Origin of the sequence: Klebsiella sp. AqSCr, from assembly GCF_008452795.1 — a bacterium.
GTDB classification, from domain to species: Bacteria; Pseudomonadota; Gammaproteobacteria; order Enterobacterales; family Enterobacteriaceae; genus Klebsiella; species Klebsiella pneumoniae.
The window spans coordinates 2,179,437-2,193,132 of the sequence record NZ_MJDM01000005.1 but is presented as its reverse complement, the minus strand read 5'-3'; the positions used below and the strand labels follow the sequence as shown (position 1 = coordinate 2,193,132).

At 54.9% G+C, this 13,696-nt stretch carries 13 protein-coding genes and 1 pseudogene; 6 read left to right on the top strand and 8 right to left on the bottom strand.

Annotated elements, in window-relative coordinates; translation table 11 throughout:
• Positions 1 to 70: 70 nt before the first annotated feature.
• The 6 genes from BHE81_RS14645 to BHE81_RS29030 all read right to left on the bottom strand — a co-directional run bounded on the left by BHE81_RS14645 (position 71) and on the right by BHE81_RS29030 (position 4,538).
• Positions 71 to 757, bottom strand: a complete 687-nt coding sequence (locus BHE81_RS14645) for a fimbria/pilus periplasmic chaperone (protein ID WP_004144024.1) — start codon at positions 755 to 757, stop codon at positions 71 to 73.
• A 67-nt stretch (positions 758 to 824) separates the two neighbouring features.
• Positions 825 to 1,361, bottom strand: a complete 537-nt coding sequence (locus tag BHE81_RS14640) for a fimbrial protein (RefSeq protein ID WP_004174507.1) — start codon at positions 1,359 to 1,361, stop codon at positions 825 to 827.
• 70 nt (positions 1,362 to 1,431) lie between these two features.
• Complete coding sequence (fimA, locus tag BHE81_RS14635) at positions 1,432 to 1,980, bottom strand: type 1 fimbrial major subunit FimA (RefSeq protein ID WP_002916190.1); 549 nt, start codon at positions 1,978 to 1,980, stop codon at positions 1,432 to 1,434.
• 479 nt (positions 1,981 to 2,459) lie between these two features.
• Positions 2,460 to 3,068 carry a type 1 fimbria switch DNA invertase FimE gene (fimE, locus tag BHE81_RS14630; protein ID WP_040166276.1) on the bottom strand — a complete coding sequence of 203 codons (609 nt, stop codon included), beginning with the start codon at positions 3,066 to 3,068 and terminating at the stop codon, positions 2,460 to 2,462.
• A gap of 465 nt (positions 3,069 to 3,533) precedes the next feature.
• Positions 3,534 to 4,139: a type 1 fimbria switch DNA invertase FimB gene (gene fimB / locus BHE81_RS14625; RefSeq protein WP_004151951.1), complete on the bottom strand. Its 606-nt coding sequence runs from the start codon at positions 4,137 to 4,139 to the stop codon at positions 3,534 to 3,536.
• Positions 4,140 to 4,289: 150 nt separating this feature from the next.
• Positions 4,290 to 4,538, bottom strand: a complete 249-nt coding sequence (locus tag BHE81_RS29030) for a hypothetical protein (protein ID WP_004144011.1) — start codon at positions 4,536 to 4,538, stop codon at positions 4,290 to 4,292.
• Between the two features lie 818 nt (positions 4,539 to 5,356).
• Here BHE81_RS29030 and BHE81_RS14615 point away from each other — a divergent pair.
• Positions 5,357 to 6,313 carry a nickel/cobalt transporter gene (locus BHE81_RS14615; RefSeq protein ID WP_021440688.1) on the top strand — a complete coding sequence of 319 codons (957 nt, stop codon included), beginning with the start codon at positions 5,357 to 5,359 and terminating at the stop codon, positions 6,311 to 6,313.
• Here BHE81_RS14615 and BHE81_RS14610 read toward each other — a convergent pair.
• A complete protein-coding gene (locus BHE81_RS14610; RefSeq protein ID WP_002916184.1) occupies positions 6,310 to 6,816 on the bottom strand; it encodes a MarR family winged helix-turn-helix transcriptional regulator in 507 nt (168 codons plus the stop codon). The two genes, BHE81_RS14615 and BHE81_RS14610, sit on opposite strands and share 4 nt — an antisense overlap.
• An 81-nt stretch (positions 6,817 to 6,897) precedes the next feature.
• On the opposite strand from BHE81_RS14610, the pseudogene BHE81_RS14605 reads away from it, so the two are divergent.
• Positions 6,898 to 7,785 (top strand): annotated as a pseudogene (locus tag BHE81_RS14605) (EamA family transporter); the annotation flags it as partial.
• A gap of 103 nt (positions 7,786 to 7,888) precedes the next feature.
• On the opposite strand, the gene BHE81_RS14600 reads toward BHE81_RS14605, so the two are convergent.
• Complete coding sequence (locus BHE81_RS14600; protein ID WP_002916131.1) at positions 7,889 to 8,098, bottom strand: DUF1471 domain-containing protein; 210 nt, start codon at positions 8,096 to 8,098, stop codon at positions 7,889 to 7,891.
• 705 nt (positions 8,099 to 8,803) lie between these two features.
• On the opposite strand from BHE81_RS14600, the gene mrkA reads away from it, so the two are divergent.
• From mrkA to mrkD, 4 genes are all read left to right on the top strand, one after another.
• Positions 8,804 to 9,412, top strand: coding sequence for a type 3 fimbria major subunit MrkA (gene mrkA, locus BHE81_RS14595; RefSeq protein ID WP_002916128.1), 609 nt, complete (start codon positions 8,804 to 8,806; stop codon positions 9,410 to 9,412).
• A gap of 95 nt (positions 9,413 to 9,507) precedes the next feature.
• The gene (gene mrkB / locus BHE81_RS14590) at positions 9,508 to 10,209 is read left to right on the top strand and encodes a type 3 fimbria chaperone MrkB (protein ID WP_000820818.1); all 702 of its coding nucleotides are present in this window, start codon (positions 9,508 to 9,510) and stop codon (positions 10,207 to 10,209) included.
• A gap of 11 nt (positions 10,210 to 10,220) precedes the next feature.
• Entirely contained in the window at positions 10,221 to 12,707 is a 2,487-nt protein-coding gene (gene mrkC, locus BHE81_RS14585; RefSeq protein WP_000813718.1) for a type 3 fimbria usher protein MrkC, read from the top strand.
• Positions 12,698 to 13,693 carry a type 3 fimbria adhesin subunit MrkD gene (gene mrkD / locus BHE81_RS14580; protein WP_004149659.1) on the top strand — a complete coding sequence of 332 codons (996 nt, stop codon included), beginning with the start codon at positions 12,698 to 12,700 and terminating at the stop codon, positions 13,691 to 13,693. The genes mrkC and mrkD overlap by 10 nt, the downstream gene beginning before the upstream one ends.
• The last annotated feature ends 3 nt before the right edge of the window (positions 13,694 to 13,696 follow it).

Below are 13,696 nucleotides of genomic sequence, written 5' to 3'. Positions count from 1 at the left end.
TCCGACGTTGCCCGGCTGTCATTGCTTCTGGTCATGCGCAGCGTGTCCCGCGCGGCGGGGCGCTTCTGGGTTAGCGCAGCACGCCATTCATTTTCGGCGTCAGCGCGCCGTAATCATTAATCGTGCGATAGGTGATGGTGTTCCCGGCATCCGCGGGTAGCTTGACGCTGGTTTTGCCCATCGGCGGTACGAGGGCGTTCTCCAGAATGCGTGTCCCGGCGTTCAGTTCGGTCACCGTCAGGTAATAGGGGGTGGGGTTCGTCAGCGTCAGCGACGATCCGCTACGGCTAAAGGTCAGCTTTTCCGCCGCTTGATCCGGAGGCAGGGCCAGTTTTCCCGGACGGTAGTAGAGCTTGATGCGGCTGATAATCGCCAGCTGCAGGGTATTGTCGCTGAGCTTTGATTTATCCATCGAAGGGATCGCCTTCACGTTCATCCAGAACAGACTTTCCCGATCCTGCGGCAGCTGGTTATTGGTGGCGTCGATAATGCGCAGGGTGTTCTCTTTTTTACCCTGCATGGCAAACAGCGGAGGAGTGATGACAAACCGGCCGTCTCGCTGACCATCTGCATTTTCCACCCATGACTGAATAAGCCAGGTACTGTTGTCATCATTATTGGTCACCGCGAGCTGGACCTGCTTCTGTCCCGCCGGGTAGATAACCCGGGTCGCGCCAAGCGCAACGCCCGCCTGCGCACTGGCGCTAAAGATACTGGCGGCGAAAAGCACACATCCTGCCAGTAAGCCATGCGCCATCGTTGCCGTTTTTCTCACATTATCTCCTTGTCTGCTCACCGTGTTGTCCTGTTTGTCTGCGGATTAATTACTGATAGGTCAATGAGAACCAGGCCTGGGCATTGGCTGCACCGCCGGTGACCTGGCGTCCGGTCGCCCGATATTTGGCGACGAAATTTAGCGTCGTCGGTCCGCGGTAGAGTGATATCCAGCGATCCGCTGGACGATTGAGCGGGAGCTGCTGGCCCTGGCTGTCGAATAGCGCAATACCGATCCCACTGGCGATCCCCGGACCTTCACCCACCGACAGCACGTCGGGGTTTTTTCCATCAGCCACGCCGTGAAAGGTCACACCCACATGCTGGCTGACCGCCGTACTGCAATCCTGTAAATGAATCGCGAAAGGGATTGGGTTGCTGTCTTCGCCGACAGCATGAAATCGATTACTGCTGATCTGCCCCAGATTGACCGTCATCTGCCGATCGCCGGCTTCGACGCGGCAGGAGCTCGCCATTATCAGGCCCTGAAAACGCATGCTGCCCCCCGGCAGCGTGACGTTCCAATGATTACCGGCCAGCGCCAGCGGAGGCAGTAGCAGCAGCAGACCAGATTTCATTCCCTGCATCGTTTCACTCCGGTTGAAAATAGAGAGCGGGCCCTCCTGGCCCGAATAGCTTCCCTGACTGACTCGGGTCTTACTCGTACTGCACTTTGAACGTGGCATCCGCGTTCGCTATACCAGCCGTCGCTGCGCCGGTCGCGTAGTAACGTGCCTGGAACGGGATGATGTTGGGGCCGTCATTCAGCGTGGTCGCAGCACTGAAGGTGGCGCCGTCCAGTGCCAGTGGCGTACCGGTATTGTCGAGGATCTGCACGCCGACGTTGGTTGCGCTGCCGGCGGCAGAGTTTTGCAGGGCCAGAACGGTGGTATTGCTGCTGTCGATGGCCGTACCGGCGAAGGCGACGGACGCTTTGGTGGCTACCGTAGTGTCGCAATCATCCAGCTGGATGTTGAAACCGACGGCCGAACTGGTGCTCCCCGCCGTGGCCAGTTTCGCGGAACGCACCTGGCCTAACTGAACGGTTTGATCGATAGAGCCGGCATCCACCGCACAGGCCGCATTAACGACTTCTCCTTTAAAATGCACGGTCCCGCCGTTGACCGTGGTGGTATCGGCCAGAGCTGCCGTGGAGCTCAGTGACAGGGCTGACACAACAATCATTGCCAGTGTTTTGATTTTCATACTGTTTTCCTTTGAACGATGTCGAAATAACGAACCGGATTGGCAGCCGTTGTGCCTTCCAGGCATTTCAGATTTCAGCCGAGTGGTCCGGCTGCCGGCTCTGCACAGTTTTCGCCCAACCGATGAGACAATTGGGGCCATTTTGACTCGTTGGGATAAATGATCTGTATTTTGTGTCAACCTGGTATTCTGTGGTTTTAAATTCTGCCAAATTTGATTTTTATGGTAATATAATCTGGTGTGGTGGGAGGGGGTGCGAAAGGAATAGCGATGGCGTTGGCGACGGATCGCCGGTGCAGCAGAGATATGGTTAGAGAAAATTGAGTAATTGCAGGTTTAAAAATAGATAATAATCAATGGGATATGATTTTTTTTGCGGAAATATGGCGCGGTGAGTTGCAAAATATGTCAAAACATTTTTATGATATAAACAGTTTGGCCCCAATTGACCTGTTCGTTATTTTTTTAATTCTTTAAAATCAATCTGTTATTTCATTTTTCGTCTTCTGGTCTTTTTCCTCTAAAAGATTATTTCTTTCCCAGATGCCAGCGAAACGTGCCGCATTACTGGCGGTGTAACGTACTGTGTGACGAATATTGCGATGTCCTAGATAATCCTGTATCAAACGCGTATCTGTCCCTCTTTCAGCCAGTTCATAGCCGCAGGCGTGACGCAGCATATGGGGGTGAGTGTGCGTGACGGTACCCGCATTTTCCCCGGCGGAGCGAATAATACGATACGCCTGCTGGCGGGAGAGCGCGGTGCCGCGGCGGGAGATAAACAGTGCGTCCGTTTTGTCCGCCGCTTTCCAGCCGGCACGGACCAGGCTCCAGCGCTCAATCGCCTCGCGCTCATCAAAACGCAGTGGATGAATCGTCGAAAAACCATTCTTTAATCGCCGCACATTAATCCGCCCTTCATGGAGATCCAGATCGTGATAATGCAGATCCAGCAGTTCGCTAATGCGCATGCCATGGCGAAAGGCCAGCAGAATGAGGCAGTAGTCCCGTTCGCCGGTAGGGCCCTGACGAGCAGCCTGCATCATGGCCTGAACTTCTTTGGCGGTTAGAAAACGACGTCGGTTCACAATAGTTGCTCCTGAAAATAGGTATGAATGACCGTCACAGCGAAACCATACGCCATGACGAGAAAGGTTCTGTAATGCTAAAACGGTACAGGGTGAAGATGATTAATCACGAATTGATAACATATTACATTGCCAGACACTAAAAATATCGTCGGGTGATAATTCTTAATTTTAAAGATTTTAATCATCGGCTCAATAGTATCTGCGCGGGTTGCCGCCAGGTATATAAAATGAAAGGATATTTTTCATTACCAGCCGTTATTAAAAACACAGCCGCGGAAATTTTTTCCCACCAATAAATACCCAGTCTTATTCCTGAGTAAACGCAGGGTTATATTAACTCTCAGTCATAAGGATTAAATAAGAACTTGTGGGAACAGTAATCCTAATTAACGCAGGGTTAATAATCATGAATATTTTAATTTGTCGACCGCTCGCGATACAACGCCATCCATGGCGTCAAGGCTATTGGATCAGTGACGATCGCTGTTTGTCACGGGGGTTGTCCCAGATGCCATAGAAGCGTCCCGCATTGCTGGCGGTATACCAGACGGTGTGGCGGATATTGCGATGCCCGAGATAATCCTGTATCAAGCGGGTATCGATCCCCATATTCGCCAACGCAAAGCCACAGGAGTGCCGCAGCATGTGCGGGTGGATCTCCAGTGGCAGCCCCGCCAGTCCCCCTGAGGACGCGATAATCTGATAAAACTGTTGGCGGGAAAGGGGATTACCTTTGCGGGAGAGAAACAGCCATTCGCTGGCGGCCTGCGGCCAGCTGCTGCGAATGGCCAGCCAGCGCTTTAGGGCGTAGATCTCTTTATCCAGCAACGGGTGGGTAGTCGAAAACCCTTTTTTAAGCCGATGGATGTAAACACATCGGGCAGCAAGGTCGATATCCGATATTCGTAGACGACAGATCTCGCTGGCGCGCAGACCATGGATGAAGCACAGTAACGTCAGGCAATAATTACGTGCAGCATAAGGACCGGTATCGGCCGCTTTAAGTAAAGACTCAATTTCATTCTGAGTCAGGAAGTTCCTTTTTTTTATGTCGGCGTTATTCGTCATGGTTTTCCCTTTTATTGCAGGCATATTTTTGGTTTTCCGAGCCTGCGTCAGGTCATTGTTAAATTTGACTGCCTTTTTATTTTGAAACAGCGTGGTGATAACGTTTTAATTTGCTACGAGCGCGAGCGGTATCATGGGCTAGCTCCATTGCTAACGATAAGAGGCCGCGATCTGAAGGGTAAAGAAAGGGTGAGCTGGCTGAACTGATGAATCTTTCCTGGGGGTTTCCACGTCCTGTACATCCCTGATCCTCTTGATGATACCCGCATGATGATGAAGGCTTGGGCTTCCGGCCACGGCAAGGCGGCTATCAATGCCGTCATGATTGATTGCCTGTCTACTGGGCAATGTCACCCCAGTAAACCAGCCTCCCTCGCCGACAACCTTCGGGAATGGCATGAGAAATTTCTCAGACAAAATACAACCTTAAGTCGTCTGGATAGCATTCACTGCAAAACTACAACAGTGATTAAACCATACTGCAAAAAGCCTGGTGATAATAGCATTGTCTGTAATAGAGCACATTACGCCGTATTTCAACGGGTAAGCTTAATCTGGTACATGCGGTTGAATGAAATGAAAACTCGTCACGGTCAACGTATACAGGAAGATATCAATGGGAGGTAGAAGAGGACAGGTAAGTATTGCGACACGGTCTGGCGGCGGGTTGGAATACTCGCTTCGGCGCGGGAAGGACTCACATCCAGGATACGCCGAAGCCTGCCGGTTCACCACTTTTCGTCACGTGCCTCCTGGCGCTTGTCGCTGCGCCAGGTGGCCTGTACGGAAAGCGATGGCAGCAGTAACCAGGGTAAGTAAGCCTCTTTTCATGGAAGTGATCCTGCTGAAGAGTGCAATAAATAGCAGTTAAAGGATATTGTTGCCGGAAGCGCAGCATAATAACTGACAAAAAATGCTCGCCAAGAAATAACTTATTTATTTTTATCTGTGATTTTTTGAGTAATTATTCCTGTTAAAAGGTATTGGTAACCAATAACGCATAAAAAGATATAGCTGTGGTATGCTCAAGATATTGAGGCATTCTGTGCTAATACGGTGTCGGGAAGATAGCGATCGGTAGATAATGCGGAGCCTGGTGACTACGAACAATCCCGTGAACAGCTTCGACAAATTCCTCACCCTTCAGCGCTGACACCTTCGCTCGCCTGTCGTAAAGTTGCTGTCAGGCGGTTTACGTTTACTACAATGGTATAACGATGACGACTCCGATTGCGCTCCGCGACTGGCGCCTGCTGGCGGCCGGGTGCGGCGGCCTTCTACTGCTGGCCGCCGCTATCACCTTGCACAGCCACTGGGGTGACTTTCTCCAGTGGTGTCTCGCCACCCAAATTACCCTGCATCGCTATCTGGTGATGTACCTTCTGTTGCTGAATAACCATCAGTACAGCGGCGGTATCTGGTTGCTGGTGGGGGCCTTTCTCTATGGCGTGCTGCACGCCGTCGGACCGGGACACGGTAAATTTATCGTGACGACCTACCTGAGCACCAATCAGGAGAGCCTGACGGCGGCGCGGGTGGTGCCCTTTCTCGGCAGCCTGTTGCAGGGCGTCACTGCGATACTCTTCGTCTTTATTCTTGCGGTGGGGCTGAATCTGGCCGCCGGCGATCTTAGCGCCAGCCGCTGGTACGTCGAGAAGATCAGCGCCCTGACCATCGGCGTCTTTGGGGCTTATGTTATCTTTCGCGCTCTGCAAAGCCTGTGGCCGGCAAAACAGGTGATTCGCCGTCTGACGCCAGCGCATCAGCATGACGCCTCGTGTGGCTGCGGCCATCACGGCGTGGGGCAGGATCTGCAGGGCGCTGACTGGAAGACGCGCCTTGGCGTGGTGCTGGCTATCGGCGTTCGGCCCTGTAGCGGGGCGATTATGATTTTATTATTCGCCAACGCGTTGGGGATTGTTAGCTGGGGCATCGCCGCGGTGATGAGCATGGCGCTGGGCACCGCGCTCTCGATCCTCGGTCTGTCGCTACTGGTTCACTATGCGCGCCATCGGACGGTCAAACGATTGGCCACGAATCACCGCCCGCGGCCCTGGCTGGTACCGTTGGTGAAGATCCTCGGCGGTCTGGCGCTGATCCTCTTTGCCGTGGGATTGTTTTTCACCGTGGTGCCGATCAGCGCCAACGGCGACTTTATCGCCGCTGGCTGTTAGCCCGTTTCCAGCAGTCGCATCAACACCCGCAGCGCCTGATCCAACTGCTGGCGTTCACCGTCACTGAGTCCTGCCAGCAGTTGCCGTTCGTTGTCGACGTGGGTTTCCACTGCGGCATCGATCCGTTCGCGTCCGGCGGAAGTCAGGGCGACCAGCATACTGCGGGCATCCTCCGGATTGGGCAGGCGGGTAATAAACCCGCGTTTCTCCAGCGCCTTCAGACGATGGGTCATGGTGCCGGAGGTAATCATCAGCGTGGAGAAGAGCTGGGTGGGCGAAAGTACGAAAGGCGCTCCGGCGCGCCGCAGCGTCGCCAGCATGTCAAACTCCCAGCGCACCAGATCGTGGCGCGTAAAGGCCACTTCCACCTGCGGCTCCAGCAGCATAGCGCATCGTTTCAGGCGACCTATCGGCCCCATGGGGCTGCAGTCGAGGTCTGGCCGCTCCCGCTGCCACTGGGCGAGGATGCGATCCACGGCGTCGATCGGCGGTGATTTGTCCATTAGTGCTCACTTGTCTTGATATCAAGATACTTGGCGGTACATACTTCACTCACTAATTTACCTTGAAGTGAAGATAAAATCATGGCTTTTCTCTCACGTAATCTGATTCTCGACCTGCTGCTCACCGCGCTGGCGCCCGCTATCTGGGGGACGACCTACATCGTCACCTCCCAGTTTCTGCCCCCTGACCGCCCATTTATTGCTGCGCTGCTGAGGGTGCTGCCGGCAGGTATCGCCCTGCTGATCTGGAGCCGTCGTTTTCCGCAACGCGGCGAATGGGCAAAGCTGATCGTTACCGGCATCTTAAATATCGGCGCGTTTCAGGCGCTGTTGTTCATCGCCGCCTATCGCTTACCCGGCGGGCTGGCGGCGGTGATCGGCGCGATCCAGCCGCTGCTGGTGATGCTCCTCGCCTGGTGTGTCGACCGGCAGCGCTCGCCCTGGCTGGCGGTGTTCTCCGCCATCGCCGGCATACTCGGTATGGCCATGCTGCTGCTGTCGCCGCACACCGTCCTCGACCCGCTGGGCATCGGCGCGGCGTTTCTCGGGGCGATCAGTATGGCGCTCGGCACCTGGCTCTCCCGGCGCTGGGCGCTCTCCCTGCCGATCGTCGCGCTGACCGGCTGGCAGCTGACGATCGGTGGGGTGGTGCTGGCCCCGGTGGCGCTGATCGTTGACCCTCCTTTGCATCAGGTAACAGTGCTGCAGGCGGCCGGCTATCTGTGGCTGTGCCTGGCGGGCGCCATGCTGGCCTATGGCCTGTGGTTTCGGGGGATTGGCCGCCTCTCACCGGTGGCCGTGTCGGCGATGAGTCTGCTGAGCCCGGTGACCGCCGTGGTACTGGGATGGATATTCCTCGGACAAAAGATCCAGGGGATGGCGCTGATGGGATTGATCGTGGTGCTGGCGAGCGTGATGTCTATCCAGCGCGCGCTGGCGCGTCAGGCGGCGGGAGCAAAAACGAAAAAGCCCCGTAACGGGGCTCGACATTGCTGCGTGCGGGGTGGGCGGCGGGAGCCAGACCAGCCACCCGCAGGCGGCCTGTCCGGCAGCTCCCTCTGCAACCATTCGCTTATTTAGACAGCTCGGCGGTCATATGGACCTGGTTGCCGGTGTACGCTTCGGTAATGTGATAGGAAGCGCCTTGTTCTTTCGCAATGGTTGCGATTTTCGCTTCTGCGCTGTCCAGGGTGTCTGCTGTCACGCTCACCGGATGAGCGAAGCTAGCGAAAGAGACCAGGGAGAGCATACCGGCAGCGGCGAGTAATTTTACGTTTTTCATGGTGTTTGTCCTTTTAACTTTTATGGTGGAAAGCATGTTTGCTTTCGATGGACTTATAATAAGCCTGCTAACTATAACTCGCGTGGCAAAAAGTGCGATTTAGATCACATTTTTATGGCGGTTTGATGGCGAAAACATGATCGTTTATCTATTTTTTAATTTAAAAACAATGAATTAATGATTTATTTCTGGAAGGGGATATCACATGGGCTGCCCTTGTTCAGGGAGAGGAATGCGCCTCATTCATGCTTTCACCATTCGTTGTGTGAATGGTTTGGTGCTGTTTTCACCACCGCAAAGGCAGATTCAGACTTATCGCGATGGCCTTCCGAGGGCTTTTTCTGCATGCTGTTGCGGTCACTTTCTCTCGCTCTGGCGTTAGGCTTGCTGCGCTGTAAACAACCACCCTCGCGTTTTCATCTATCAATGACTGTTTATTAATAGTCGATGGTTATCTGTTATATAACTTAATGAAACGTGAACAAATGTATATTTGTCGGCGAATAAATAGCATTCTTTGACGCCGATAGCACCAGCGAACTTATATTTTTAGGTTCGTTACCTGACGCCTTAAATATTGCGGCTCCCGGTCAGTCGAAGATTCTATTAGCAGTGGCATAAATCAGCATCGCCTGATGTTTCTGGTTCTATGCGAATTCACAGTGTGCTCATTGATTCGTAATTCACTCTGACAAGGAAATGGCAATGAAAAAGGTTCTTCTCTCTGCAGCAATGGCAACCGCGTTTTTTGGCATGACTGCTGCCCATGCAGCTGATACCACTGTTGGCGGCGGCCAGGTTAATTTCTTCGGTAAAGTTACCGATGTATCCTGTACTGTTTCCGTTAACGGCCAGGGCAGCGATGCGAACGTTTACCTGTCTCCGGTAACCCTGACTGAAGTTAAAGCGGCAGCAGCGGATACTTACCTGAAACCGAAATCTTTCACCATTGACGTCTCTAACTGCCAGGCTGCTGATGGCACTAAACAGGATGACGTAAGCAAACTGGGCGTGAACTGGACCGGCGGTAACCTGCTGGCTGGCGCAACCAGCAAACAACAGGGCTACCTGGCGAACACCGAAGCTTCCGGTGCTCAGAACATCCAGCTGGTGCTGTCTACTGACAACGCTACCGCGCTGACCAACAAAATCATCCCGGGTGACAGCACTCAGCCGAAAGCGAAAGGCGACGCTTCCGCTGTAGCTGATGGCGCGCGTTTCACCTACTACGTAGGCTACGCCACCAGCGCGCCGACCACGGTAACCACCGGTGTGGTTAACAGCTACGCGACTTACGAAATTACTTACCAGTAATTCCGTCAGAAAATAAAACTGCCCCGCGATGGGGCAGTTAATAACAATAATAAAGCGGCAATGTCCGCCGCTTGTATTTTTATTCTGAGGTCAGCATGAAGCGTATTGCCCTTTTTTTCTGTTTCATTTTTAGTTTTGCGGCCCATGCCAACAATATTATTGTTAACGGTACCCGCTTTATTTATCCAGGAAATGAAAAAGAAATAACGGTACAGCTTTCAAATAACGCCGACCGTCCGGCGCTGGCGCAGGCCTGGCTGGATAACGGCGATGCCGATGCCACACCGGATACCATTACCACCCCGTTTATTATCACCCCGCCGATTTCGCGCGTTGACGCCAAGAGCGGCCAGACGCTGCGTATTAAGCTCGGTAGCAGCGCCGGTCTGGCGAAAGATAAAGAGACGCTGTGGTGGCTGAATCTGCTGGAAATTCCGCCGGTGGTGGCCAATCAGAAAAATGAAGGCCAGAACGTGCTGCAGCTGGCGATCCGTTCGCGCTTTAAATTTATTTATCGTCCTGCCGGACTGGGCAACCGCGATGCGGCGGCCGAGAAGCTGACCCTGACCGCCAGCGGCAGTAGTCTCGCCATCAACAACCCGACGCCGTTCTACATTACCGTCAGCCGTATTTCCCGCGACGGCGGTAAAGCCCTGAACAGCAAAACCGTGATGCTGGCGCCGCAGTCCAGCCAGACGGTGGCGCTCTCCTCCGCCGTCAACCGCGGCGAAACCCTGACCGTTAACAACATTAATGACTATGGCGCCGATGTCGCAGTGAAAGTGGCCGTTAAATAAGGGAAAAGCTAATGAAGCAGAGGTCATTCTGCCCGGGAAGATTAAGCACCGCGATCGCCATCGCGCTGTGCTGCTTTCCGCCATTTTCCAGCGGACAGGAAAACCCGGGAACGGTATATCAGTTTAACGACGGCTTTATTGTCGGCAGTCGCGAAAAGGTCGATCTGTCGCGCTTTTCGACCAGCGCGATTACCGAAGGCACTTACTCCCTTGACGTCTACACCAACGACGAGTGGAAAGGGCGCTACGATTTACGCATCGCGCGCGATAAAGATGGTCGGCTGGGCGTCTGCTACACCAAAGCGATGCTGGCCCAATATGGCATCGCGGCGGAAAAGCTCAATCCGCAGCTGAGCGAGCAGGAGGGCTACTGCGGTAGCCTCAAATCCTGGCGCAACGAAGAAAACGTCAAAGACAACCTGGTCCAGTCCTCCCTGCGGTTGAACATTTCGGTACCGCAGATCTATGAAGATCAACGCCTGAAAAACTATGTCAGCCCGGAGTTCTGGGACAAAGGTATTACCGCGCTCAATCTTGGCTGGATGGCGAACGCCTGGAACAGCCATACCTCTTCGGTGGGCGGGTCGGATAACAGCAGCGCCTATCTGGGCGTCAACGCCGGACTGTCGTGGGACGGCTGGCTGCTGAAGCACATCGGCAACCTGAACTGGCAACAGCAGCAGGGTAAAGCGCACTGGAACAGCAACCAGACCTATCTCCAGCGCCCTATCCCACAGCTCAACTCCATCGTCAGCGGCGGGCAGATTTTCACCAATGGTGAATTTTTCGACACCATCGGTCTGCGCGGGGTTAATCTTTCCACCGATGACAATATGTTCCCGGACGGCATGCGCTCGTATGCTCCGGAAATTCGCGGCGTGGCGCAGAGCAACGCCCTCGTCACCGTGCGTCAGGGCAGCAATATTATCTATCAGACCACCGTTCCGCCCGGACCGTTTACCCTGCAGGATGTCTATCCTTCCGGCTATGGCAGCGATCTTGAGGTCTCGGTGAAAGAAGCGGATGGCTCGGTAGAAGTGTTTAGCGTGCCTTACGCTTCCGTCGCCCAGCTGCTGCGTCCGGGAATGACCCGCTACGCGCTCTCCGCCGGTAAAGTGGACGACAGCGCGCTGCGCAACAAGCCGATGCTCTATCAGGCGACCTGGCAGCACGGGATCAACAATCTGTTGACCGGCTACACCGGGGTCACCGGTTTTGACGACTATCAGGCCTTCCTGGTGGGGACAGGGATGAACACCGGCATCGGCGCGCTCTCTTTTGACGTCACCCATTCGCGGTTGAAGAGCGATGCCCATGATGACTCGGGTCAGAGCTATCGCGCGACCTTTAACCGCATGTTTACCGATACCCAGACCAGCATCGTGTTGGCGGCGTATCGCTACTCGACGAAAGGTTATTACAACCTCAACGACGCGCTGTACGCCGTCGATCAGGAAAAAAATAGTCGCAGCAACTACACCCTGTGGCGGCAAAAAAACGGCATGACCTTCACGGTGAACCAGAACCTGCCGGACGGCTGGGGCGGGTTTTATCTCAGCGGCCGTATCTCCGATTACTGGAACCGCTCCGGGACCGAGAAGCAGTATCAGGTCAGCTACAACAATTCATTTGGTCGTCTCTCCTGGTCGGCGAGCGCGCAGCGCGTCTATACGCCAGACAGCTCCGGTCATCGTCGCGACGATCGTATTTCACTCAACTTCAGCTACCCGCTGTGGTTTGGCGATAACCGCACCGCCAACCTGACGTCGAACACCTCGTTCAATAACTCGCGCTTTGCCAGCTCGCAGATTGGTATCAACGGTTCGCTGGACAGTGAAAACAACCTTAACTACGGCGTGTCGACCACCACCGCCACCGGCGGTCAGCATGATGTGGCGCTCAACGGCAGCTACCGTACGCCATGGACCACCCTCAACGGCAGCTACAGCCAGGGCGAAGGCTATCGTCAGAGCGGCATTGGCGCCAGCGGGACGATGATCGCCCACAGCGGCGGCGTGGTGCTCTCACCGGAAAGCGGCTCGACGATGGCCCTGATTGAAGCCAAAGATGCGGCCGGCGCGATGCTTCCGGGATCGCCGGGCACCCGTGTGGACAGCAATGGTTACGCCATCCTGCCGTATCTGCGCCCGTACCGGATTAACGCCGTGGAAATCGACCCGAAAGGCAGCCATGACGACGTGGCCTTCGATCGCACCGTGGCGCAGGTTGTGCCGTGGGAAGGCAGCGTGGTTAAGGTCGCGTTCGGCACTAAGGTGCAGAACAACCTCACCCTGCAGGCGCGCCAGGCGAACCACGAGCCGTTGCCGTTTGCGGCAAGTATTTTCTCCCCCGACGGCAAGGAGATCGGCGTTGTCGGCCAGGGCAGCATGATGTTTATCAGCGATGCGAACGCCAAACGCGCGATTGTGAAGTGGAGCGGCGGGCAGTGTTCGGTGGATCTGGGACAGCAAACAACAAAGGATAGCGTATGTCGCTGAGGAAATTACTAACGCTTTTTATCGTCTTAATGGCGCTGGGAACCACCTCGTCCTGGGCCTCCTGTACGCGTCTCTCATCGCCAACGGTGATGCTGGACATGGTGGTGGGCAGGGTGGTGGTGCCCCCGGATCTGCCGGTGGGCTCGGTGATCCTTACCCGCGACTGGACGATGAGCGCTCCCGGCGGGGCAAGCTATCGCTGTACTTCCGGCACCAACCGCTTTGCGGCGAAGATCGTGTCGCCAGGGGCCACGGACCTTGGAAATAAAATCTACTCCACCAACGTGCCGGGAATCGGCATGCGTTTCAGCCGCGGCGGCGCAACGGTAAATATCGTCTATCCCGACGTCTTTTCGTCCCGGGTATATAACACCACCAACTATTCCCTCGAAGGGTCGCGCTTTACGCTGGAGATTATCAAAACCGCGGCAACCACCGGCAGCGGCACCCTGGCGGCGGGTAAGTACACCTCCTACGACTGGGAGAGCGGCGGTAACCCGATCCTCGAAACCTATCTGAGCGCCAACGCCATCACCGTGGTCTCGCCCTCCTGTTCGGTGCTGAGCGGGAAAAATATGAATGTCGATGTGGGTTCCATCCGGCGCACCGACCTGAAAGGGGTCGGCACCACCGCCGGCGGGAAGGATTTTAATATCGACCTGCAGTGCAGCGGCGGCCTGAGTGAAACGGGATATGCCAACATTAGCACCTCGTTCTCCGGTACCCTGGCCACCAGCACTACCGCCACCATGGGCGCCTTGCTGAATGAAAAAGCCGGCAGCGGGATGGCGAAAGGCATTGGCATCCAGGTGCTGAAGGATGGCTCCCCGCTGCAGTTTAATAAGAAATACACCGTCGGCCGCTTGAATAATCAGGAGACCCGCTACATCACCATACCGCTGCACGCGCGTTTTTATCAGTATGGCCCGACGACCAGCACCGGCGAGGTGGAGTCGCATATGATCTTTAACCTGACGTACGATTAATAC